Source organism: Staphylococcus simulans, assembly GCF_002902285.1.
GTDB classification, from domain to species: Bacteria; Bacillota; Bacilli; order Staphylococcales; family Staphylococcaceae; genus Staphylococcus; species Staphylococcus simulans.
In genome coordinates, this window is sequence record NZ_PPRU01000011.1 from 22,677 (window position 1) to 47,894 (window position 25,218).

General features: G+C 35.2%; 23 protein-coding genes and 1 riboswitch. Of the genes, 14 read left to right on the plus strand and 9 right to left on the minus strand.

Annotated features, from left to right (window positions below; genetic code table 11):
• Positions 1–182 precede the first annotated feature (182 nt).
• Positions 183–280, plus strand: a riboswitch (SAM riboswitch).
• 59 nt (positions 281–339) lie between these two features.
• Positions 340–1,620, plus strand: a complete 1,281-nt coding sequence (locus CD112_RS02510; protein WP_002480873.1) for an O-acetylhomoserine aminocarboxypropyltransferase/cysteine synthase family protein — start codon at positions 340–342, stop codon at positions 1,618–1,620.
• A gap of 1 nt (position 1,621) precedes the next feature.
• Positions 1,622–2,536 carry a homoserine O-acetyltransferase/O-succinyltransferase family protein gene (locus CD112_RS02515; RefSeq protein WP_103363793.1) on the plus strand — a complete coding sequence of 305 codons (915 nt, stop codon included), beginning with the start codon at positions 1,622–1,624 and terminating at the stop codon, positions 2,534–2,536.
• Positions 2,537–2,601: 65 nt separating this feature from the next.
• On the opposite strand, the gene msrA is transcribed toward CD112_RS02515, so the two are convergent.
• Positions 2,602–3,120 carry a peptide-methionine (S)-S-oxide reductase MsrA gene (gene msrA / locus CD112_RS02520; RefSeq protein ID WP_002480875.1) on the minus strand — a complete coding sequence of 173 codons (519 nt, stop codon included), beginning with the start codon at positions 3,118–3,120 and terminating at the stop codon, positions 2,602–2,604.
• A 140-nt stretch (positions 3,121–3,260) separates the two neighbouring features.
• Between msrA and CD112_RS02525 the strand changes: the two genes are divergently transcribed.
• Positions 3,261–4,277: an LCP family protein gene (locus tag CD112_RS02525; RefSeq protein WP_103363794.1), complete on the plus strand. Its 1,017-nt coding sequence runs from the start codon at positions 3,261–3,263 to the stop codon at positions 4,275–4,277.
• A 285-nt stretch (positions 4,278–4,562) separates the two neighbouring features.
• On the opposite strand, the gene thmT is transcribed toward CD112_RS02525, so the two are convergent.
• The gene (thmT, locus tag CD112_RS02530) at positions 4,563–4,748 is read right to left on the minus strand and encodes a 2-hydroxymuconate tautomerase (RefSeq protein WP_002480877.1); all 186 of its coding nucleotides are present in this window, start codon (positions 4,746–4,748) and stop codon (positions 4,563–4,565) included.
• 159 nt (positions 4,749–4,907) lie between these two features.
• On the opposite strand from thmT, the gene CD112_RS02535 reads away from it, so the two are divergent.
• The gene (locus tag CD112_RS02535; protein ID WP_002480878.1) at positions 4,908–6,170 is read left to right on the plus strand and encodes a Y-family DNA polymerase; all 1,263 of its coding nucleotides are present in this window, start codon (positions 4,908–4,910) and stop codon (positions 6,168–6,170) included.
• A 52-nt stretch (positions 6,171–6,222) separates the two neighbouring features.
• Here the strand turns inward: CD112_RS02535 and CD112_RS02540 are convergent, their stop codons facing one another.
• Positions 6,223–7,317, minus strand: a complete 1,095-nt coding sequence (locus tag CD112_RS02540; protein ID WP_002480879.1) for a prephenate dehydrogenase — start codon at positions 7,315–7,317, stop codon at positions 6,223–6,225.
• 138 nt (positions 7,318–7,455) lie between these two features.
• Here CD112_RS02540 and CD112_RS02545 point away from each other — a divergent pair, with 138 nt between their 5' ends.
• From CD112_RS02545 to CD112_RS02590, 10 genes are all read left to right on the plus strand, one after another.
• Complete coding sequence (locus CD112_RS02545; protein ID WP_103363795.1) at positions 7,456–8,496, plus strand: M42 family metallopeptidase; 1,041 nt, start codon at positions 7,456–7,458, stop codon at positions 8,494–8,496.
• Positions 8,497–9,039: 543 nt separating this feature from the next.
• Complete coding sequence (locus tag CD112_RS02550; protein WP_057510535.1) at positions 9,040–10,449, plus strand: anthranilate synthase component I; 1,410 nt, start codon at positions 9,040–9,042, stop codon at positions 10,447–10,449.
• Positions 10,446–11,069 carry an anthranilate synthase component II gene (locus CD112_RS02555; protein ID WP_103363796.1) on the plus strand — a complete coding sequence of 208 codons (624 nt, stop codon included), beginning with the start codon at positions 10,446–10,448 and terminating at the stop codon, positions 11,067–11,069. The genes CD112_RS02550 and CD112_RS02555 overlap by 4 nt, the downstream gene beginning before the upstream one ends.
• Entirely contained in the window at positions 11,014–12,030 is a 1,017-nt protein-coding gene (gene trpD / locus CD112_RS02560) for an anthranilate phosphoribosyltransferase (protein ID WP_103363797.1), read from the plus strand. The genes CD112_RS02555 and trpD overlap by 56 nt, the downstream gene beginning before the upstream one ends.
• Positions 12,014–12,793 (plus strand): indole-3-glycerol phosphate synthase TrpC, encoded by a 780-nt coding sequence (gene trpC, locus CD112_RS02565; protein WP_002480885.1) that lies wholly within the window; start codon positions 12,014–12,016, stop codon positions 12,791–12,793. The genes trpD and trpC overlap by 17 nt, the downstream gene beginning before the upstream one ends.
• Before the next feature lies 1 nt (position 12,794).
• The gene (locus CD112_RS02570) at positions 12,795–13,454 is read left to right on the plus strand and encodes a phosphoribosylanthranilate isomerase (RefSeq protein WP_070863779.1); all 660 of its coding nucleotides are present in this window, start codon (positions 12,795–12,797) and stop codon (positions 13,452–13,454) included.
• Complete coding sequence (trpB, locus tag CD112_RS02575; RefSeq protein ID WP_023015235.1) at positions 13,420–14,649, plus strand: tryptophan synthase subunit beta; 1,230 nt, start codon at positions 13,420–13,422, stop codon at positions 14,647–14,649. Before CD112_RS02570 ends, trpB begins: the two co-directional genes overlap by 35 nt.
• Positions 14,642–15,394, plus strand: coding sequence for a tryptophan synthase subunit alpha (gene trpA, locus CD112_RS02580; RefSeq protein WP_023015234.1), 753 nt, complete (start codon positions 14,642–14,644; stop codon positions 15,392–15,394). The genes trpB and trpA overlap by 8 nt, the downstream gene beginning before the upstream one ends.
• Before the next feature lie 309 nt (positions 15,395–15,703).
• A complete protein-coding gene (locus CD112_RS02585; protein WP_103363798.1) occupies positions 15,704–16,960 on the plus strand; it encodes an aminoacyltransferase in 1,257 nt (418 codons plus the stop codon).
• Between the two features lie 26 nt (positions 16,961–16,986).
• Positions 16,987–18,246: an aminoacyltransferase gene (locus tag CD112_RS02590; RefSeq protein WP_023015232.1), complete on the plus strand. Its 1,260-nt coding sequence runs from the start codon at positions 16,987–16,989 to the stop codon at positions 18,244–18,246.
• Positions 18,247–18,328: 82 nt separating this feature from the next.
• Here the strand turns inward: CD112_RS02590 and CD112_RS02595 are convergent, their stop codons facing one another.
• From CD112_RS02595 to nikA, 6 genes are all read right to left on the minus strand, one after another.
• Entirely contained in the window at positions 18,329–18,850 is a 522-nt protein-coding gene (locus CD112_RS02595; RefSeq protein WP_002480891.1) for an HdeD family acid-resistance protein, read from the minus strand.
• Between the two features lie 1,563 nt (positions 18,851–20,413).
• A complete protein-coding gene (locus tag CD112_RS02600; protein WP_103363799.1) occupies positions 20,414–21,109 on the minus strand; it encodes an ABC transporter ATP-binding protein in 696 nt (231 codons plus the stop codon).
• A complete protein-coding gene (locus CD112_RS02605; RefSeq protein WP_103363800.1) occupies positions 21,102–21,887 on the minus strand; it encodes an ATP-binding cassette domain-containing protein in 786 nt (261 codons plus the stop codon). The genes CD112_RS02600 and CD112_RS02605 overlap by 8 nt, the downstream gene beginning before the upstream one ends.
• Positions 21,880–22,698: a nickel transporter permease gene (nikC, locus tag CD112_RS02610; RefSeq protein WP_103363801.1), complete on the minus strand. Its 819-nt coding sequence runs from the start codon at positions 22,696–22,698 to the stop codon at positions 21,880–21,882. The genes CD112_RS02605 and nikC overlap by 8 nt, the downstream gene beginning before the upstream one ends.
• A complete protein-coding gene (nikB, locus tag CD112_RS02615; protein WP_371099760.1) occupies positions 22,695–23,678 on the minus strand; it encodes a nickel ABC transporter permease in 984 nt (327 codons plus the stop codon). The genes nikC and nikB overlap by 4 nt, the downstream gene beginning before the upstream one ends.
• Positions 23,678–25,159, minus strand: coding sequence for a nickel ABC transporter substrate-binding protein (nikA, locus tag CD112_RS02620; protein WP_060804271.1), 1,482 nt, complete (start codon positions 25,157–25,159; stop codon positions 23,678–23,680). The genes nikB and nikA overlap by 1 nt, the downstream gene beginning before the upstream one ends.
• Positions 25,160–25,218: the final 59 nt, after the last annotated feature.

Below are 25,218 nucleotides of genomic sequence, written 5' to 3' on the forward strand. Positions count from 1 at the left end.
TGCAAGGTGCATATAAAGATCGAGGCCGAAAAAGGTCTCGGTCTTTTTTTAATGGTTTACGATTAAACGTATGTAAACTTTGTTATCCAAATATTTTATTTTAATCCAAAATTCAGAAAACTAAGAAAAGTCTATTGACATTGTCTGAATTTCAGTCTATACTCTGAATAAATTAATAAAAAAACTTATCAAGAATGGTGGAGGGACTGGCCCTACGATACCAGGCAACCTATTTAAGTTAGGTGCTAATTCCAGCAGGTGAAGACCTGAAAGATAAGCCCGTAGCGAGTCTATCTTTTTCAGGTAGGCTCGTTTTTTACATTTAAGGAGGAAATGAACATGACAAATGATTTTAAATTCGAAACGTTACAATTACACGCAGGACAAGAGGTAGATGAAGCATCGCATTCGAGAGCGGTACCGATTTATCAAACAACATCTTTCACATTTGATGATACACAACATGCGGCGAACTTATTCGGCTTAAAAGAATTAGGTAATATTTACTCACGTTTAACAAACCCGACAGTAGCAGTGTTTGAAACACGTGTAGCAGAACTTGAAGGCGGTGTCGCTGGGGTTGCGGTAGCTTCAGGTATGGCTGCAATCACATATGCGATTCAAACTGTTGCAGATGCAGGTGATCACATTGTCGCAAGCTCTACGTTATACGGTGGTACACATACATTATTTGCACATACGTTACCTAAATTCGGTATTGATGTTTCAATCGTAGACAGCAAAAACTTTGATGAAGTTAAAAATGCGATTAAAGAGAATACAAAAGCACTTTATATCGAAACAATCGGTAACCCTGAAGGTAATGTTGAAGATATCGAAAAGTTAGCAGAAATTGCACATGAAGCGGGTATTCCATTAATTGTTGATAATACATTTGCTTCTCCATACTTAATCCAACCAATCAAATACGGTGCGAACATTGTGGTACATTCAGCGACTAAATTTATTGGTGGTCATGGTACTTCAATGGGTGGTGTTGTCGTTGATGGCGGTAACTTCGATTGGACACAAAACGATAAATTCCCAAGCTTAACAGAACCTGATCCATCTTATCATGATTTAGTGTTCACTGAAGCGTTCGGACCAGCTGCTTTAGCATTCAAAGTCAGAACAACATTATTACGTGATACAGGTGCAGCACTTTCTCCATTTAATGCTTTCTTATTACTACAAGGTTTAGAAACATTATCATTACGTGTTGAACGTCATGTTGAAAACGCAGAAAAAGTTGCGAAATTCTTAGAAAACCATGACAAAGTTGAATGGGTTAAATATGCAGGCTTACCATCAAGCGAATACTATGATTTAAAAGAAAAATATTTACCTAAAGGTGCAAGCTCTATTTTCACTTTCGGTGTCAAAGGCGGTTATGACGCAGGCATTAAATTTATCGAATCTTTAGAACTCTTCTCTTTACTTGCGAACGTCGGCGATGCGAAATCATTAGTGATTCATCCGGCTTCTACAACACACGCACAATTAAATGAAGAAGATCAATTGAAAGCAGGTATTACACCTGAAACAATCCGTGTGTCTATCGGTCTTGAACATATTGATGATATTATCGCTGACTTAGAAAAAGGATTAGACGCGATTTAAGATGTTGTTTATTGATAGCGTTCCGATTCTGCCTGTACTAAAAACAGAGCAAATCGAATTTAAAGAGAAGCGTATACCTGAAGGTTTGAATTTATTGATTGTTAATTTGATGCCGGTGAAACAAGATGCTGAAAGACAGTTGCTGAGACTGCTTGGTTTGACGAGCCACGCAATTAATGTTGACTTCATCTATCCGGTTACTCACAAATCGCAGTCTGCTTCTTATAATCATGCAGAACAGTATTATAAAACGTTTGAAGCTGTCAAACATCGCCATTACGATGGCATGATTATGACAGGGGCTCCTGTAGAACATCTTGATTTCTCTGAAGTCTATTACATCGAGGAATTAAGAAAGATTTTTGATTGGTCGAATACACATGTGAAACAACGTTTGTTTATTTGCTGGGGTGCGCAATTTGCTTTGAATTATCGCTACGGTATTCATAAGCGAATGTTTAAAAAGAAACTCACTGGAATTTATCGCTATCATATTTTACAAGCACATCCTGCGTTATCTGAAATACCAGAATACATTATTCCGCAATCTAGAGGTTCTTATATGGATCCAGGAGAAGTCATGGAAGAAGAAGACTTAAATGTGATTACATATAGTCCGTATACGGGTATAGACTTTATCTCTAATCGCAATCAAACAGATTTATTTATCGGCGGTCATTTTGAATATGAGAATGATACGTTGTTAAATGAATTTAAACGTGATAGTGATAAGTCTAAAGAAACCGCAGTTAAACCTAAAAACTACTTCAGAGGAGATTCTCTAGACTTGTTGCCAGCCCATTGGATTTCTTATGCGCAACAATTATTCCAAAACTGGACGGATATGATGTATGCATCGCGTTGGTTAAATGCAGACCAAACAGCAGAATCAATTCTAAAACAAAATAAGGCATAGAAAAAATGCGCAAGTCTGTCATCAATCATTATGATGAGCTTGCGCATTTTTATATGATAATCAGCTTATGAGTCTTTACGTTGTTGTTTGATGGCTTCACGTTGTGCTTGTTCTTCTTGATAACGTTCTGGATTCTTTTTATAGAAGTCTTGATGATATGTTTCTGCTTCATAGAATGTCGCAACAGGTAAAACCTTCGTCGCAACAGCTTTATCTTTGTTGATAGTTGATTTTAATGACTCGATATATTGTTCAGCGGTTTCTTGTTGGTCTTCATTAGTATAGAATATAGCTGTACGGTACTGTGAGCCTCGATCTTGATATTGACCTTCAGCGTCGGTAGGATCGATGACTGAAAAGAAAATCTCAAGTAATTTATTGTATGAAATTAAGGCAACGTCGTACTCTATTTTAACGGTTTCTAAATGACCGGTTTGACCTGTTTTAACTTGTTCATACGTGGGATGATCAACAGTGCCTCCCATGTAGCCGGATGTAACTTTTTCAACACCATCAAAGGTATCGAAAGGTTTAGTCATGCACCAAAAGCATCCCCCGGCAAAATAAGCTGTATTGATATTCATTCAATCTATCCTTTCTTTTTATGGGACCTTAGTACCATTTGCTTAGAAAATACTTGATTTTTAAAAGAAAATTATATAACTTTAGTATGTATTAATTATATTACATAGGCTGTTAATTTTGAAGTATAAGGTTGGTTAAAATGACAAATGAAACGAATAATGACAATTATAAACGAAGCGGTGGCGAACAACCGCTTCCGAAACGCACCAAGAAACGCATGCGCAAACTTCCGTTTGTGATTTTAGGTATCTTAATTGTATTTATTATTATGGTTGTATATGCGGTGTCTGGGTATAGAAGCGGTATTAATTATGCGAAAAAACATAATTCAAATATGAAAGTAGAGAAGTTTAACGGTCCTGTTAAAAACGACGGTAAGATTTCTATTTTACTCTTAGGGGCAGACAAATCAGATGGCGGTAAATCTAGAACAGACTCTATCATGGTAGCACAATATGACTATATTCATAAAAAAATGAAAGTGGTCTCTGTGATGCGTGATACATACGCAAAAATTCCAGGATATAGAGACTATAAAATTAATGCAGCCTATTCATTAGGCGGTGCTGAGCTTTTAAGAAAAGCTTTGGTTGAAAACTATGGTATTAACCCTGAATACTATGCGGTCGTGGATTTCGAAGGTTTCGAGAAAATGGTCGATGAGTTAGCTCCTGATGGTGTTCCGATTGATGTAGAGAAAGATATGTCAGAATTAATTGGTGTCTCACTGAAAAAAGGGCATCATAATTTAAATGGTAAAGAGTTATTAGGTTATGCACGTTTTCGTCATGACCCTGAAGGTGACTTTGGTCGTGTCAGACGACAACAACAAGTGATTCAAGCGTTAAAACAAGAAATGACAAAACCAGGTGCGATTTTTAAATTACCTAAAGTCGCAGGTATTTTACGTGGTTATTTGAATACAGATATTCCAGACTCTGCGTTAATTCAAACGGGTATGAACTTCGGTATCCGCGGTGATAAAGACGTGAAGACATTAACGGTTCCGATGAAAGGGACTTATCAAGATATTCAAACACCTGAAAGCGGCAGTGCGTTAGAAGTAGATAAGCCTGCGAATAAAAAGGCAATTGAAGAATTTTTAAATGACAACAGCAATGATAACAGCAACAAGAAAAAAGAAGGACAAAATTAACAGTGCAGTACTTTGGTTCATATTGATGGAATATATGGATTGAGTAGAAAGCAGTCGGCATATAGATGTCGGCTGTTTTTTACGTTTAAAGCGGTGTGAGTGGTCTGTATGTGTATGTAAAGTGGATAGAGATGTGAAACGAAGGAAGTTAAGGTGAAGGAGAGGTAAGTAGTAAAGAGGATAGAAATAGATGAGAGGTAAAGGTGAAAGAGGAGATAGAGAGGTAAAATAAGAAAGGTGAGAAGCGGTTAGTGTTAATGATTAACTGCTTCTCACCTTTTTTTATTATTGGTCTGATTTTCTAACGCCGCCGACACCGTAATGTGTTGGTTTCATTTCTTCTAGTACTACACTGATAGCGTTGCGATCAGCATTTGTAGTTTTTTCTACAGCATCTGTTACTTCTTTCACTAATGCTTTTAATTGTTCGTCTGTACGACCTTCGATTAATTTAATGTTTACTAATGGCATGAGAACGCCTCCCTTGTTTGATGTAAGTTTATTATACCACTAATGTATCGAAGAGATTAGGAATATAATAATTTTTAAAATAGAACATTTGTTCTCTTTAGTATTGAATAAGAACAAGTGTTCGTATATACTAAAAGTATCAGAAGCGGGGGTGTTACAATGTATGATTACCATTTATTAGAGGATAGAGATATTTTATGTATTGACCAAAAAAGCTTCTTTGCGAGTGTATCGTGTATCTCAAAAGGTTTAGATCCTTTAAAGACAAAGCTTGCGGTGGTCGCTGATACAAAACGACAAGGTTCTGTTGTATTAGCAGCAACACCACCATTAAAAGCCATCGGTATAACCACAGGTTCAAGATTGTTTGAAATTCCGCACCGCAATGATATTTATATTATTAATCCCAGTATGCGTAAATATCTGGACGTTTCGATTATGATTTCTAAAATTGCTTTGCAGTATGTACCACCTGAAGATTTGCATCAGTATAGTATTGATGAATTTTTTATGGATGTGACAGACAGTTATCATCGCTTCAGTAGTACCGTCCATTCATTTTGTATCAAATTGATGAAAGAAATTTATGAACAGACACAGATATACTGTACAATCGGTATCGGTTCAAATATGTTGCTGAGTAAACTTGCGATGGATATTGAAGCAAAACATAATGATAATCGCATTGCGGAATGGCGCTATCAAAATGTGCCAGAGAAGTTATGGAATATCCAACCGTTGCATAAGTTTTGGGGGATCAATACACGTACCGAAAAGAAATTGAATAAGCGTGGGATATTTACGATTGGTGATTTAGCACATTATCCTTATCAATACTTAAAACGAGATTTCGGAATTAAAGGGATTGATTTACATCTGCATGCACATGGGATTGATCAAAGTAAAATACGGGAGAAACATAAAATTACCAATCCATCGATTTGTAAGAGTCAGATATTAATGCACGACTATACGTATGAAGATGCGAAAGTCGTCATGCAAGAGTTAATTGAAGATGTAGCAATGCGCGTTAGATTACGTAAAATGCGTGCACGTACTATTCATTTTTCTTTTGGTTATAAAGATGGTGGAGGCGTGCATAAACAGTTCACATTAGACGAACCGACAAATTTGGAAAAAGAGATTTGGAAAGGCGTAGAAAAGTGGGCAAATCAATTATGCGAAAAAGAGCTGCTTTATCGCACGCTCAGTGTTTCATTAACACAATTTGTGCCTGAAGGTATCCAACAATTAAATCTGTTTGTAGATGAGTATGAAAGAAAACGAAGTGAAGCTTTAGCGAAAGCAATTGATCAACTACAAGAAAAATATGGTAAAGGTATTGTTTCAAAAGCCATCTCTTATACAGATGCTGGTACGAAATACGGACGCTTAGGTCTTATGGCAGGCCATAAAATGTAAAGAAAGCTCCCTATAAAGCTTGATGTATGCTTTGAAGGGAGCTTTTAATGATTTATAGACTGTAAGTATCGAATTCATTTAAGGCTTTAATGCCAAGTTCACGATCTTCAGGCGTTTTAAAACTGATGCGTAATGCACCATAGATATCTTCTCTGACTTCCACAATATTAATGTTACTTATAGAAATATTATGTAAACTTAGTATAGATGTTACTTTGCTGATCATACCAGGTTCGTCAGGGATGTCGACGTATAATTCGTAAGAACTAGACACAGCACCTGGTTTTTTCGCTGGTAACTGATTACGGTACTCACGTGCTTGCTCGAAAAATTGATAAATACCTTCGTTATCGTCATTTTTGATTTGTGAAGCGAGTAGGGCGAGTTGTGTTTGCCATTCTTCGATACCAGATAAGATATATGCTTTATTCTCATGCATAATATCGCTCCACATTTCAGGACTGCTGCTGGCAATACGTGTGATATCTCGGAAACCACCAGCTGCTAACTGTTTAATTAACGGGGAATCTTGATCATGATTTAAACTTAAATTGACTAAAGATGCTGCAGCGATATGAGGAATATGACTGACAATACTCGTCACAAAATCATGTTCTTCAGGTGATGTAGCAATGACTTTTGCGCGTGTGGCTTGGAGTAACTGTTTAATTTCTTCTGAAGCTGCATCGTTGTCTTTTTCTGAATGCACCAGCATGTAGTAAGCATTTTCGAATAAATTCTTTTTAGCGTTTAAGATGCCTGATTTGTGGCTGCCGGCCATTGGATGTCCTCCAATCAAGTGAATGTTCTCTGCTAGTAATTGTTTTTCAAAGGCTTGAATTGTCCCTTTAGTGCTTCCAGTATCTGTAATGATCAACCCAGGTTTTGTAGACAAATTTGTAAGAGTCTTTAGATATTGAACGGTTTGTTGGACAGGTGTTGCATAAATGATAATGTCTGCTTTTGCTACTGCTGCTTCATAATCTAATACTTTTTCATCAATAATCCCAATAGATAGGGCTTTATCAAGTTGACTTGGATTAGAATCATAGGCGATGATATTGACATCATCATGAAAGTACTTGAAATTGGTAGCTAAACTGCCTCCGATTAAACCTAAACCAACAAATAAAATATTTTTAGTCAAAAGACTCACCTCTGTCTAAATTTTCAGAATAGCGATATTATAGTGTATATTTTCAAATGGTGCAAGGTCTTTCACTTATCTATTTCAATTTCTATTTGGAAAATTAATCGGTACAATAAGAGGAAGGAGGGGTCTTTTATGTCAAAAAATATTTTTGAAACTATTAAAACATTAACCGAAATTCCAAGCCCATCAGGTGATGCTTATCAAGCTATAGAGTATGTGCAATCTTTTGCGGAGGATTTAGGGTATCCGACTTATGTGACAAATAAAGGTGCATTGATGATTACAGTTAAAGGTGAAAATGATGTAGATCATCGTTGTATTACTGCACATGTAGATACTTTAGGCGCAATGGTCAAAGAAATTAAAGAAGATGGTCGCTTAGGTATTGAGTTAATTGGCGGTTATGCGTTCAACGCAATTGAAGGTGAATACTGTACGATTCATACAGATTCAGGTAAAAACTATACAGGCACGATTTGTTTACATGAAACTTCAGTTCATGTTTATAAAAACAACCATAATATTCCACGAGATAAAGAACATATGGAAATCAGAATTGATGCGGTAACACATAATGAAGAAGATACACGCCAATTAGGTATTGAAGTAGGGGACTTTGTAAGTTTAGATCCTAGAACAATCATTACAGAGAATGACTTTATTAAATCTCGTCATTTAGATGACAAGGCAAGTGTTGCGATGATTATGGATTTCTTAGAAGACTATAGCAACAATGATAAAACATTGCCTTATACGACACACTTCTTTATTTCAAATAATGAAGAAATTGGTTATGGTGCGAATGCGTCAATTCCAGGTAAAGTGAATGAATATATCGCATTTGATATGGGTGCGTTAGGTGATGGTCAAACGTCAGACGAATATACAGTGTCGATTTGTGCTAAAGATGCATCAGGACCATATCATAAAAAATTACGCCAACATCTTACACAATTGGCGAAAGAAAATAATATTCCATACAAAGTTGATACTTATCCTTACTATACATCAGATGCTTCAGCTGCGTTACGCGCAGGAGCAGATATAAAACACGGTTTATTTGGTGCGGGTATCGAATCTTCACATGCGTTAGAGCGTACGCATCTTGATTCAATCAAAGCGACACAACGTTTACTTGAAGTCTATCTTTATTCAGAAATGGTTGAAGATTAATTCGAAATAGTTAGAATTTTTGAATTTATGTGTTGACAACCCAAAAAAGAGCGTGTATTATTCAAAGTACATTGCAAACGACGTTAGAAGTAAACGTAGCTTATATGATTTGTAGCACACAGAAAACTGATGGTTGATGTAAATCAGTACGACATATAATGTGAATTGGGCTTTTAATGTGCAAGATCAACAATTTAAATAATGAATAAGAACATGAAAATGTTGAACTAAGGTGGCACCACGGTAACGCGTCCTTATCGGAAGAGCGTTATTGTGGTGTTTTTATATTGAGTTAAAAAGAAAAAGAGAAATACAGTGAAGAGATAAAATGAAGTAGTTAAGCAGTTAGAGTAAATTCAGAAAGTTAGTGGTTGATGCAAACTAACCTCGCTGCCTAATGAATTGGGTTTTGTTGGAAGCTGACAATTCAATCAAGTATGAGTGGGTCATCAAACTGATGGCTAATAAAGGTGGTACCGCGCCAAAAGCGTCCTTGTTACAACAAACAAGGACGCTTTTTATTATGGGAGGAGAATTAACATAATGGATGTAGTATACAAGAGATTAAATGCTGATATTACCCCTGAAGCATTAGCACAATTAGCAGAGCGAAAAATTATTTTAGAAAGTGCAAGTCAAAATAAAACTAAAGGTCGTTATTCAGTCGTTGCCTTTGATATATACGGTGAGGTGATATTGACTGAAGATGAACTTACAATAAAAACACCAGAACAAACAATCACAGAAACGAAACAACCTTATCAAAGACTTAAAGATTATGTTCAAAGCTATTACGCAGAGATTGAAGAGGACTTATTAAAAGATCTACCATTTATTTCAGGATTTATCGGCTCATGTAGTTTTGATTTAGTCAGACATGAATTTCCAGTACTAAAGAAAAGACAAGTAGCTGACAAACCAAATCAAACTGATGTTCATTTATACATGATTGAAAATGTATATGTATTTGATCATTATAAAGAATACTTGTATGTGATATCTACAAACTTATTCTCGAATGAGCCGCCTGAAGCGATTGAAAAAAGAGTAAACCAACAAATAGATGCTTTACAAAATGTTAAATTGTATCAGCCGGATACTTCTTTTGTGCCAAGTCAAAAAGATATTATTCCGAATATTCAGGATAATCAATTTATTCGAAATATTTCAAAATTTAAACAGTTAATTACTGAAGGAGATATGTTCCAAGTTGTCCCTTCAAGAATTTATCGTTATAAACATGAGTTCGGCGATAAATTACATGACTTATCTTATCAACTGTATCGTAAGTTGAAACGTCAAAATCCAAGTCCATATATGTATTACTTAAATATCGATGAACCGATTATCGTCGGAAGTTCACCTGAAAGTTTCGTCAAAGTTAAAGGTAATGAAGTTGTTACTAATCCAATTGCCGGAACAATCAAAAGGGGACAAACACCTGAAGAAGACGAAGCTAATGCACAGCAATTGTTAAGTGATGAAAAAGAGTTAAGTGAACATCGTATGTTAGTAGATTTAGGAAGAAATGATATTCATCGTGTCAGTAAGACAGGCACATCTAAAATTGAACGTTTAATGGAAATTGAAAAATATGAACACGTGATGCATATCGTTAGTGTCGTAACTGGGCAGCTAAATGAAAAAATGTCACCTATGGACATTATCGCAAGCTTATTACCAACAGGCACGGTATCGGGTGCACCAAAACTCAGAGCAATTGAACGTATCTATGAAGCACATCCGTATAAACGTGGCGTTTACAGCGGTGGTGTCGGTTATATCAACTGCAATCACGATTTAGATTTCGCTTTAGCGATTCGTACGATGTTAATTGATGAGACGTATGTAGATGTAGAGGCAGGATGTGGTGTTGTATATGATTCAATACCTGAAAAAGAATTAGAAGAAACGAAACTTAAAGCGAAAAGCTTATTGGAGGTTACACCATGATATTAATCGTAGATAATTATGACTCATTTACTTATAACTTAGTGAATATCGTAGCAGCTTACACAGATGTCGTGGTGAAATACCCTGATGATCCGACAATCTTTGACTTACAGCCAGATGCGGTGATTATTTCACCGGGACCTGGTCATCCTGAAGATACAGACGACTTAAATCGTATTATTAAACATTTTGAAGACTTGCCGATTTTAGGTATTTGCTTAGGTGCACAGGCTTTGACATGTTACTACAAAGGACATGTTATCCAAGGTGCCAGTGTCTTACATGGCAAGATTGATACGATGCACCAATTAAAACCGACAGTCTTATACGAAGGGTTGCCTGAAGCATTTAAAATCATGCGTTACCATTCGCTCATCAGCGATTCAGAAACATTCCCAGAATCATTAGTTATTACAGGAGAAACAACGGATTGTATTCAATCTTTCGAACATCAAGATAAACCACATTATGGTATCCAGTATCATCCAGAATCTTTTGCGACTGAACATGGTACTGAGATTATTCATAACTTTATTAAACTCGTTGAGAAAGGGGCTAGCAGCCATGACACTTATTCAAAAAATCCAAACACAACCGAACTTAACGCAACAAGACATTAATACATTTATCCAAACGTTAATAAACCCGGATATTGATAATGAAACAAAAGCAGAATTGTTACGTGATTATACTGCTCGCCCATTAAATCAAACAGAAGTCACTTATTTAGTAGCAGCAATGATTCAAACGATGTATCCTGTACAACCGGTTTATCCTGGTGCTATGTGTGTATGTGGTACAGGTGGCGATAAATCAAATAGCTTCAATATTTCAACAACCGCTTCTTTCATCGTCGCTGCAGCAGGTGTCAACGTACTAAAACACGGCAACCGCAGTATCACATCCGCTTCAGGAAGCAGTGACTTACTCAATAAAATGGGAATCGCTAGTTCGCAAGTCGCTGATGTTGAAACAAGAATGCAAGAAACAGGTTTAGCCTTTTTAAATGCGACAGACACGTATCCGGTCATGAAATATATCCAACCGATTCGCAAAATGTTAGAAGGTTCAACCATCTTTAACATCTTAGGACCTATGATTCATCCATTCAAATTAGAGTATCAAGTCGTAGGGGTTTACAATCCAGAGTTTGTGAAACCAATGGCTGAAACACTCTATGACTTAGGTCGAAAACGTGCCATCGTGTTACACGGCGCAAACGGAATGGACGAAGCGACATTGTCTGGAGAAAACATTATTTATGAAGTGAACCAAGAAACAGGTATTACGTCTTATCATTTAAATGCTGAAGATGTGGGCTTAACACCAGCAAGTAATGAAACATTAAAAGGCGGCACACCTGCAGAAAACTTAGAAATTACCTTAAATATTTTAACTGGCAAAGATCATTCAAGTAAACGTGACGTCGTAGTATTAAATGCTGGTATCGCATTATATGTCGCGGAAAAAGCAGATTCGATTCAAGAAGGTGTGACATTAGCACAACAATTAATCGATGAAGGTAAAGCTTTTGCTCAATATAAAAAAAAAGGAGGGCAAGTGTATGACTATATTGGATGACATTGTTGAATATAAGAAATCGTTATTAGAAGAAGGGTACTATGATCGTTTATTACGTACACTTCCAGTAACCAATGTTAAATATAAAAAGAAATTAAGTGAACGTTTAAAAGAACGCAGTCATTTATCAGTCATCGCAGAAATTAAATCTAAAAGTCCTTCAGTTAAGAAATTACCTGATCGAGATTTGACACAACAAGTTAAAGATTATGAAGCCTACGGTGCACAAGCAATTTCCATCCTGACTGATGAATATTATTTCGGCGGCAGTTATGAACGCTTAAATAAACTTACAAAAGAAACGACATTACCTGTATTATGTAAAGACTTTATGATAGAACCGATTCAAATTGATGTGGCATATCGTGCAGGTGCATCCATCATTTTACTCATCGTCAATATTTTAGATGATCAACAAATGCATGAACTTTATCAATATGCGAAGTCTTTAGATTTAGATGTGTTAGTAGAAGTACACAGTAAGCAAGAATTAGCGAGAGCTTATCAACTTGCGCCAGATATTATTGGTGTAAACAACCGTGATTTAACACGTTTTGTGACGAATGTCGAACACACTAATGAAATACTAGAGAATAAAAAAGATGGTTATTACTATATTTCAGAAAGCGGCATTCATACACAAGAAGACGTCGAAAAAATTGTAGGGTCAGGTATAGATGGCATCTTAGTTGGTGAATCACTTATGAAGTGTGATGATTTATCTCAATTCTTACCAAGCTTACAGTTAAAAAAGGAGCAGTAAGATGTTCTTAAAATATTGCGGGTTTCAATCAGAAGACGATGTTACACGAGCCATAGAGAATGATATAGATGCGATAGGCTTTATCCACTATCCCAAAAGTAAACGTCATCAAAGTATAGAAGACATTGCACAATTAACAAAACTTGTACCTGAAAAGATTCATAAAGTAGTAGTGGTCGTTAATCCAACAAAGGAAATTGTTGCAAAACTTATAGAAGAAACAAATATTGATACGATTCAATTTCACGGACATGAAGATGTTGCACTATTACGATGGTGCAACTCACAATATCCTGGCATTCAAATATACAAAGCACTTCCAGCAAGTTCTGAACTAGTTGAAGCCATTGAAACTTATCGAAACGAAGTAGATTTATTTATTATCGATACACCTTCCATCCATTATGGCGGCACTGGTCAATCATTTGATTGGCAATTACTGAAACAACTCTCAGATGTTCCGTATTTAGTGGCAGGCGGTATGGATTTAGAGAAGATTCAACAATTCGAACAACTCGATATTCAAACAACAGGATTCGACATTGCAAGTGGCATTGAAGTAGAAGGTCGAAAAGATCCACAAGCAATGAAACAAATTTCAAATTATATTAAGGAGAGAGATAAAAATGACGAACGAAACAACACAACCCATTCAAACTGAAGTAGATGAACTTGGATTCTTTGGTAATTATGGCGGACGCTATGTTCCGGAAACATTAATGCCAGCGATTCAAGAATTAAGACAGGCTTATGATGAAGCTAAAAATGATCCCGAATTCCAACAAGAATTAGATTACTATTTAAAAGATTATGTAGGACGAGAAACACCTTTAACTTATGCGAAATCCTATACAGAAGAGTTAGGTGGCGCAAAAATTTATTTAAAACGCGAAGACTTAAACCATACAGGCGCACATAAAATTAATAATGCTTTAGGTCAAGCTTTATTAGCAAAACGTATGGGCAAACGTAAATTGGTTGCTGAAACAGGTGCAGGCCAACATGGTGTAGCCAGTGCAACCGTAGCAGCACTCTTTGATATGGAACTTGTGGTTTTCATGGGTGAAGAAGATATCCAACGTCAAGCATTGAACGTATTCAGAATGGAATTATTAGGTGCCAAAGTAGTGTCTGTGACAGATGGTCAAGGTACATTATCGGATGCGGTGAACAAGGCGTTACAATATTGGGTCAGCCACGTTGACGATACACACTATTTATTAGGTTCAGCATTAGGACCAGATCCGTTCCCAACAATGGTTCGTGATTTCCAAAGTGTTATCGGCAATGAAATCAAATCACAAATTTTAGAAAAAGAAGGTCGTTTACCTGACGCAGTAGTTGCATGTGTTGGCGGCGGTTCTAACTCAATTGGTACGTTCTATCCTTTTGTACAAGATAAAGACGTAAAATTGTATGGTGTAGAAGCTGCAGGTGAAGGTGAAGACACAGAAAAACATGCTTTAGCAATCGGTAAAGGCTCTGTTGGTGTCTTACATGGTACGAAAATGTATCTATTACAAGATGACAACGGTCAAATCGGTTTAGCACACTCTATTTCAGCGGGTCTAGATTATCCAGGTATTGGACCTGAGCATAGTTACTACCATGATATTGGTCGTGCGGAATACCCAAGTGCATCAGATGAAGAAGCGATGGAAGCTTTAATCAGATTTACGAAAGCAGAAGGCATTATTCCAGCAATTGAAAGTGCACATGCCTTAAGTTATGTAGAAAAATTAGCACCGACAATGGGCAAAGATGAAATTATTGTTGTTACTGTTTCAGGTCGAGGAGATAAAGACATGGATACAATTCGTAAATATACACAAGAACGAGGTGAAGGTCATGAGTAAACTATTTATTCCTTATATTATGGGTAACAAAAAATTCATTGATAATTTAAAAGTCTTACAAGAAGAAGGGGCAGATATTGTTGAAATCGGCCTACCATTTTCAGATCCTGTCGCAGATGGTCCAACAATTATGGATGCAGGCAGTAAGGCAATTAAAGAAGGTATGAGTGCACGCGTGATTTTAGATGAGCTTAAAGCACATAAAGATGAATTACAAGGGTCTAAATATGTCTTAATGACTTACTATAATGTGATATTACATTATGGAGAAGCAGCATTTCTAGAAGACTGTGAGGCAGCAGGTGTATACGGTTTAATTATTCCGGATTTACCATTTGAACTTGCAGAACAACTCAAAGCACGTTTCCCTGATCGCAAAGTCAATATCATCTCATTAATTGCTATGACCGCTTCAAACGAACGTATTGAACACATCGCAGCACATGCTGAAGGTTTCATCTATACTGTAACAATGAATGCGACAACTGGAGATAATGGAGCGTTCCACCCAGAATTACAACAAAAAATTGCATTCATTCAAGAAAAAGCAAATGTACCTGTTGTAGCAGGATTCGGTATCAGAACACCAGAACAAGTCGCAGAAGTGACACGTTTCGCTGATGGTGCAGTCATTGGCAGTGAAATCGTCAAACGTTTCGCAAATGACGAAGAAGCAACAACAAGAGGTTACTTACAAAGTATTCGTAAAGCATTAGATGAAAATAAAACAACTGCACAATCATAAAATGTTTTTTTAAATCAGGGTCTGTCTCAGACTCTGATTTTCGCTTTATATATAGTGGTTTTGATAACGGTTTGACACGTGTGCGTGTTATGATAGATAAGCAAGGTTATTACACAAGGTACTTACTTAAAGGCGAACCAGAATAGTTGTAAGAAGTTGAATTCTTGCTTAACATACATAATAAAACAACAGAAATGAAAGGTTTCAATTTTAGTTTTCCTTTTGGGTATTGTATAATAATGAAGATTGAAAATTGATACCAATAAGAAATTAAAAGATAGAGAATACGAATTAGGAGTTATTGAAATTATGAAGTTTACCAATTTAACTACAGCTGAATTTGGAGATTTTACAGATAAAATGCCGTATAGCCATTTTACACAAATGGTAGGCAACTATGAGTTGAAAGTTGCAGAAGGTACAGAAACACATCTTGTCGGGGTGAAAGACAAAGATGACAATGTCATTGCAGCATGTTTACTTACAGCTGTGCCAGTAATGAAATTCTTTAAATATTTCTATTCAAACCGTGGGCCGGTCATTGATTATGATAATAAAGAATTAGTCCATTACTTCTTTAGAGAATTAAAGGCATATGTTAAACAATACAATGCATTATACTTAAGAGTAGATCCATATTTACCATATCAATACCGTAACCATGATGGTGAGATTACAGGAAATGCAGGTCATGATTGGATATTTGATAAAATGGAACAATTGGGTTATATCCATCAAGGCTTTACAACTGGCTTTGATCCGATTATTCAAATTCGTTTCCATTCTGTATTAGATTTAAAAGATAAAACACCACAAGATGTTTTAAAAGGTATGGATAGTCTACGTAAACGTAATACGAAAAAAGTAAAACGTAATGGTGTAAAAGTCCGCTTCTTAGGTGAAGATGAAATGCATATTTTCCGTAAATTTATGGAAGATACTGCAGAAGCGAAAGACTTTGATGATCGTGAAGACGACTTCTATTATCACAGACTAAAACACTATAAAAATCGTGTCTTAGTACCGATGGCTTACATTGATTTTGAAGATTATATTAATGAATTGAACGCTGAACAAAAGAATTTAGAAAAAGAAATCAATAAAGCTGAGAAAGACTTGAATAAGAATCCTGAGAACCAAAAAGCTGCACGCAAAAAAGAAAACCTTGAACAACAATTAGAAGCACATCATCAAAAAGTTGCTGAAGCACGCGACTTACAACAAAAACATGGTAATGAACTACCGATTTCAGCTGGATTCTTTATTATTAATCCATTTGAAGTTGTTTATTATGCAGGTGGTACTGCGAATGAATACCGTCACTTTGCGGGAAGTTATGCAGTGCAATGGGAAATGATCAACTATGCGATTAACCATGGCATCGATCGTTATAACTTCTATGGTATCAGCGGACACTTTACTGAAGACGCTGAGGATGCAGGCGTTGTGAAGTTCAAAAAAGGATTTAACGCAGATGTAATTGAATATGTTGGAGACTTTATTGCACCGATTAATAAGCCGATGTATAAACTTTATACAACGCTTAAGAAAATCAAAGATAGATAAACATAAGGTAGAAGGGAAATAAAGAAATGAAATTTACAGAGTTGACAGTTAAAGAATATGACAATTTTGTGCAGAATCCATCGCTAGAAAGCCATTATTTTCAAACGAAAGAAAATATCGGCACAAGAGAAGCAGACGGTTTTGAAGTTGTATTATTAGGGATTAAAGACATCGACAACCGTGTGATTGCAGCAAGTTTATTCTCTAAAATTCCTACAATGGGAAGTTATGTTTATTATTCAAACCGTGGTCCGGTGATGGACTATAGCGATTTAGGTCTTGTAGAGTTTTATTTACGTGAGTTAGAGAAATACTTACGTCAGCATAATTGCTTATATGTGAAATTAGATCCATATTGGATTTACCAAATTTATGATAAAGACGTAAACCCATTTCCAAGTCGTGAACAAAACGATGCACTTGTGAACTTATTTAAATCACACGGTTACCATCACCATGGCTTCACAACAAAATACGACACTTCAAGCCAAGTGCGTTGGATGGGTGTCTTAGATCTTAAAGACGAAACACCAGCCTCTCTTAAAAAACAATTTGATAGCCAACGTAAACGTAATATCAATAAGTCAATTAATTATGGGGTAAAAGTTCGTTTCTTAGGTGAAGACGAACTAGATAAATTCTTCAAGTTATACCGTGAAACTGAAGAACGTGCTGGTTTCGTTTCAAAAACAGATGAGTACTTCAAAAACTTCATTGAGCACTATGGTGATAAAGTATTAATCCCATTAGCTTATATTGATTTAGATGAGTACATCACATCGCTACAAGAGTCATTAAATGATAAAGAAGGCCGTCGTGATCAAATGATGGCGAAAGAAAATAAATCTGATAAACAATTGAAGAAAATCTCAGAGTTGGATAAACAAATTGAACATGACCAAAAAGAATTGCTGAAAGCGAGCGAATTGCGTCAAACAGATGGTTCAATTTTAGATTTAGCTGCAGGCGTTTATTTCGCAAATTCCTATGAAGTGAACTACTTCTCTGGTGGTTCTTCAGAGAAATATAATCAATACATGGGACCTTATATGATGCATTGGTTCATGATTAACTATTGCTTCGAACATGGTTATGATCGTTATAATTTCTATGGTTTATCAGGTGATTTCACTGAAGATAGTGAAGACTACGGTGTGTACCGCTTCAAACGCGGCTTCAATGTACAAATTGAAGAATTAATCGGAGATTTCTATAAACCAATTCAAAAAGTGAAATATTGGATTTTCAATACGTTGAATAACATCCGTCAAAAAGTAAAAAAATAAATGCTTTTAAGAAGCAACCTAACATAATAAAAAACGTGCTTTCCTCATCAAATTTTGAAGAAAGCACGTTTTTTTGATTTAATTAGTGCGCAAATGCGTCAAAGACATAGTTTAAACCGATTAAAAGGAAAGTGAAACCAACAAAGAAAGCGATTAAAAATGCACCTATTAATGGATTGAACAATAAAATGATACCTGCGATAATACCAATGATATTAACGAGTAATGAGAAAAAGTGATATACCTTATTCGTACGCTCTACTGGTGTCACAGTAAAGACACCTAATGCAGATGAAAAGATAAACCAAAATGCAAGCATATAAATAATTGCGACTTGGCCTACATTAGTAAAAACAATAAATAAAATACCGAAAATAATATTAAGAATACCAAGTATCATTAACCAGCCGCTAGAAACGCCGACAAAGGCTTTCGTTAAACGTCTGAAGAATAATTCAGCAATACCATTAAATATGAAGAAAATCCCGAATAACCAAGTGATGACTGTTAAGTTTTCGACAGGGAAGCTCACGCTTAAAATTCCAATCAATGCGAATAATAAACCGATGATTAAACTTGACCATCTAATGTGATTAGTAGACAATTTTAACACCTCTTTCATGAAATATATACATTAGTATATACCCTTTAACGAAAAATTACATGTTAAAAAATTCATAAACAGTTAAAATAAGATGATAATCAACAAAAGAAGTAAATTGTATAATTAAATGGTGTTTAAAGTGAAGTTAAATAGAATACTCTTTACTTAAATTGGTAAGAAGGTATGCAAATATACATAAATGCATAAGGAGAGGAGTTATAAATAAGTAATACCAGGGGATTAAAAGACTTAAAATAAGCCTCAAAATACAAAAAGATGTTATATAAAGTAAGTTGATACACCAAAAACTATTAGAATCATGCTGAGCATAGTTGTCATTAACCATTGAACTGAGTATTTTAGCTTTTTTGGAAATCGTCAAACTTTGTATCAAGTTTAACAATTCTACCATCTAATGCATTAAATTTATCATCAATTTTTTGATCCAGCATGTTAAAACGTTCATCGATTTTAGCATCAAGTGATTAATGTATACAGTTATTTAGCGATAAATAGCTAAAAATTAAGAGATTTAGTTGTTTGGAAAGCTAAATGGCTGTAAAAGATAGAATTAAATATATTTATGTTATGTAAACCAATTAACGTTATTGTATTTAAAATCATTGCATATAAGGATTGACTGAGTATGTTTAGATATTGGTGTTTAAGCATTATAAATGCAGTTATTGGAAAATTTGAATGCTGAGAGAGCTTCTGTATTGCATCGAGAATTAACATTACGGATAATCACAGATGACGCTAAGTAGTTATAATTAAAATGGCATGATTAACGATATTTAAACTGGATTGATTTAAGTAATGTCAAAGATGGATAATGTGAACGTAAATAAGGTATTTATTATAAAATAAGATGCTGAGAGACGCTCTGAGCTGCAATGAGAATTAGATATGATAGACAAATACCAATGGCGTTACATAATAGCAATTAGAAATGACTAAGCTGATTTATAATAATGAGATATGTGATTTGAACTTAGATTTGTAGTTTGAATAAATTAATATGAAGATCCACGGTAATTAAGATAAGTCAGTTCAGCTTAAAATGAATTATAGATTTGTTAGTTAATGAGTGTATGCAGAAAATAACATAAGTTAGTAAAACTGAATATATGGTAAATATGACCATAAAAGCGAGGTAGCTGTATCTAACTATTCTTTTTGTTCTTTTAGTTTACATAATATATATTATAGGAAGTTATGTATTGAGCAGAAGAAGTGGTTTTACCTATACTCTATTGTGTATGTATTGATAATTTTGTTGTTATATTTATGTTGCTTGGTCATGATTTGTAACTTGTGTTTGAGCCTTTGTTTGCTTTAGTTTGAACTTCCTCAAATTCTAAACCAAAAAAGCTGTTTTTATGTATTTTAATTTAGGTAAATTCGTACATATAGCAAGTTATGGATTTAAGTATGTAAAAAGCTTTGATTAAGGATTGGTCATTAATTGAATCAGCTGATCTATCTCTAGTTTACATAATCTAAGATATTACATAAATAGTATCCAGATACCTTTTTGTACCTGGATACTATATGAGTAATTTAATTTTCGTTATAAGCAGCTATGAGTTCTTTAGTATATGGGTGCCGTGATTCATCAAATAATTGTTCAGTTCTAAAATCATCTACAATTTGACCGTTTTGAATGACAATCATTCGTTCAACAATTTGATTTAACATTGCTATATCATGAGAAATAATGATCATTGTTGTTTGTTGTTGATTATGGATGACTTTAAGCTTTTCGACTAATTTTTGTTCAGCAACAACATCTAAACTTGATGTGATTTCATCGCAAATTAAAACATCAGGCTGCAACATAACCGTTCTTAATACATTAAATCGTTGTAATTGCCCCCCACTGACTTGATCTGGATAACGCGTTAAGAGTTGGCTATCTAAGTCTAATTGTGACATTAAAGGTAATACAACTTGGTCAAATGAGTGTTCAGCATTCACATAGTATTTTAAAGGTTCTATTAATGATGCTTTAATCGTTAACTTTGGATTGAAACTCTGTGTCGCTTGTTGAAAAATTGGCAAGATACGAGGCGAATTAATATCTATTGTGCCTTGAACAGGCGTTAATTCACCTAGAATCAAGTTCATTAATGTCGTTTTACCAGAGCCTGATTCACCGATAATCCCTACTAATTCGCCCTTTTGAATATTGAGATTAATGTTATGAAGAATATCTGCTTTGTCATACGCAAAACTGAGATGTTTAATTTTAATCATGCGTATCTTCCTTTCGTATTAAGCGACTTCTCGCATTTAACAAGTGCTTTGTATATCCAGCAATATTACCTTCTTTAAATTGCGATATAGGTCCACTTTCAATGATGGTTCCATCTTTAATAACATTAATTTCATCCGCATATTGAATCACATGTGTTAAGTTATGTGTGATTAACAGTAAAGTTGTATTGTGAGCTTCAGCTAAGTGCTTAATCAGCTTCATAATACGTTGGCCATTTAATACATCTAACGATGCGACAGGTTCATCCGCAATAATTAAATCAGGTTCTAACATTAAAACACTCGCAATATACAATCGTTCTAACTGTCCACCTGATAACATGAAACGATATTTAGATAAGATATTATTGCTGTCTAAATTCACCCAATTCAAGGCGCGTTCAATATGTTCTAACGCTTCTTGTTTAGAAACAGCATAATGCGTACGATATATGGCACTTAATTGTTTGCCAAGACGGGTGTGATTATTAAAACTATGCGCATAATCTTGTGAGATATACCCAATTTGTTTACCTAATAATGGTTTAATAGATTGAATGGGTTGGTTCTCAAAATAGAATTGATCATAAGATACTTTTAATTCTCTAGGCGTTTGACCGATTAATGCACTTGCGGTTAAGCTTTTGCCTGAACCACTTTCACCGATTAATACATTCACTTTACCTTCTATAATAGACAAGTTTAAATGCTGTATTAAGGGACGTTTCTGTTGATCGGTGATATTCAAATTATTCAATTGCATCAAGGTTTTAGTCATGAATATCCCTTCTTTCTGAGATACGGTCTCGCAATGCATCCCCTGCCAAATTAAAGAGTAAAATAGTAATGGAAATCAATGTTGCAGGTGCTAATAACATAATCGGATGTTCAGTAAAGAAATCTCTACCAGCCGCTAACATAGCACCCCATTCTGGTGAAGGTGGTTGTGCGCCTAACCCTAAGAATGAAAGTGATGAAATATATAGGATGATTTTACCAATATCTACAATCATCAAGACGATTAATGAAGGAAGCACTTGCGGTAATAAGTGTTTAAAGATAATTACATAGCCTGGCACATGGAAATAACGGGCTAGTTTAATATAATTTTTGTCCATCTCTGTATTTACAATCGTACGCGTTACTCTCGTATAAGTCATCCAGTTAATGATTGTAATGGCAATGACTAAATTCCAAATACTTGGTTTAAAGAAACTCGCAAAAGCAATCATTAAGACAAAGTCAGGGATACCTAAACCAATATCGATGATTCTCATAATAATGGTGTCTAAGATGCCTTTACGATAACCCGCAATCAAACCTAGCGGTACACCTATTATTACGATTAAAGCAATTGTTAGCAGTGTAATCGCAAGTGTATAACGTGCACCTATCACGAGTCGCGCAAATAAATCTCTGCCATAATCATCAGTCCCAAGCCAGTGTTGTGGACTTGGAGTTTGTAATGTATCGTTTAAATGTACCGTTAATGCTTGGTTACTTGTTACTGTAAATTGGAGAAGAATGAGTAAAAGCAAATAGATAGCGAAAATATAAAAAATGATATTATGTTTCGTCAGTTTCATCATTGTTTCACTCGCCCTTCTCTTCTGCGTGACCATAAAGATTTAGGTTTCAAATGTTTATAGCGTTGTGTCGGGTCTAAGAATAAGATAATGATATCCGCAATCGCATTTCCAATCACCACAAAGGCGCCTATCATTAATACAGCGCCTTGAACGACAGGATAATCTCTCGAACGAATGCTTTCAACTAAGAAATAACCGATACCCGGTATATCGAATAAATTCTCGATTACAACAGTACTTCCGATTAAACCGCCAATAGACATACCGATAATAGAAATCACGGGTATCAAAGCAGGTTTGAAGATGTCTTTAAATAGAATATAACTTTCTGACATGCCACGTGCACGTGATGCTTTCACTTCCCTGCTTCGATATAAATCAATTAAAGTCGAACGCATTAAGCGAATGTGATACGCACTTAAACCGATACTTAACGCGATAATAGGCAAAATATAACCTGCAGGCGTATCAATACCAGCTGCTGGTAATAGCTCTAATTTTTGTGCTATGAAATAAATCAGTAACATTCCTAAAAAGAATGAAGGAATTGAAACAAAAGCTGAAGTTAACACACGAATGGTACGATCAATCCAAGTGTGATAATAAACAGCAGCTAACGTTCCAAGTGTTAAAGATAATAACAACGTAATCAATAATGTACCAAATGCGATAGTGAGTGTGGGTGGTGTGAAGAATAATAGTTCATTCAGTACTGGCTCTTGTGTTTGAATACTCGTGCCGAAGTCCAAACGTAAGATATGTGTAAACCACTCCCACCACTGCACAATTATCGGTTGATTTAATCCTAATTGTGCTCTGGCTTGTTCAATTTTGTCATGAGATACATTCGCAACATCTAAATGCAGCATTTTATTGACTGGATCACCAGGCGAAAGTTTCATCAATATAAATGTAATAGTAGAAAGGACAAATAATACTAAGATCATTTGTCCTATTCTAGAGAGTAAGTGTTTAATTATCATTTTCGTTTATCTACCTTTTCATCAATCAGGTAAATACCTTCTGGTGTCGTTTGAACATTTTCGACTTTTTGGTTCATCGCATTGATTTGGTCATTATAAAGGATATAACTATTTGGAATATCTTGCTTTGATACTTCTAATATTTCATTTGTTAAGTGATGACGCTCATTTTTATCTACAGTATGATTCAATTGTTCAATCAATTGATCTACTTTGTGATTATGATAAGCGCCCTTATTCACTGCACCATCTTTTTTATATGCCATATTAAAGAAGTAACCTGTATCTCCTCTAGGAATCGTACCGAAACTATACATAGAGGCATCCCAATCTTTTTTGTTTTTCAAGAAGCCTTCAATATCATCTACGTTTTGAATTTTAATTTGAATATGTGCTTTTTTCGCATCAGATTGAATGACTTGTAAGATTTTAGTCAGTTCAGGTCTGCCTGAATAAGATGAAACATTCAATTTTAATGGATGTTTCTCTGAATAGCCTGCTTTTTCCATTAGTGCTTTGGCTTTAGAGATATCTTGTTTCGGAATGGCTTTATCTTTAATAAAATCTAGTTTTGTATTGAACGGACCATTGGCTGGTGCTGCATAATGATCAGCGACTTTATCACTGATTTGTTGGCGATTAATCACAGCATCTAATGCTTCTCGCACGTCTTTAGTCATTTTAGGACTTGTGTGGTTGTAAAGTAATAGTGATGTTCTGAAACCTGAAGTATTTTCTAGTTTTGCTTTATCTGATTTTTTGACGCTGTTGATTTTATCTACAGGTACATTAGTAGTGACATCCGTACGGCCAGAGAGTACATGTTCTGTTCTTGAACTGCCATCTTCATTAAAGGTAACTTTCATAGATTTTAATTCTGGTTCACCATGCCAATAATCTTTATTTTGACTTAAATTGATTTGTTGTGTTCGTTTGAAATCTTTAATGGCATATGGGCCTGTGCCGACAGGTGTTTGTTTGATATCTGTTTTGGATTTTGTATCATAAATAGCGGTAAAAGGACTCGCAAGTTCGGAAATCAACTCTGGATACGCACCTTTAGTCTTAATCGTTACTTTTTGGCCTTCAGCTTTAATAGATTCAATAGGTAATGTTGCTTTCAGCAGGTCACTTTTTTTCAAACCTTGTTCTAAGCTATCTTTGACAGCTTGTCCTGTTAAGGCATGTCCATTTTGGAATTTAATGCCATCTTTTAAGGTGAAAGTTAATGTATCATCAGATGGTTGGTCGTATGATTTAACGAGGTGTGGTTTAATTTCACCTTTCGTTGTTGTTTTAAATAATGTTTCAGCCGCTCCAATTGTAACAGGAACATCTGTATCATACGGTGCAAGTGTTGTCGTTTTTAGAGGGAGTTCGACTTTTAATTGGTCATCAGCTGATGAAGAACCTCCGCTATTACTGCATCCAGCAAGTATGACTGCACCTGCAGCAAGTGATGTAAGTAATCGTTTCATGAAAGACATCTCAGTTAAAGTTATGTTATGTAAGTTTAAACATCATCTTTTGAGATGCT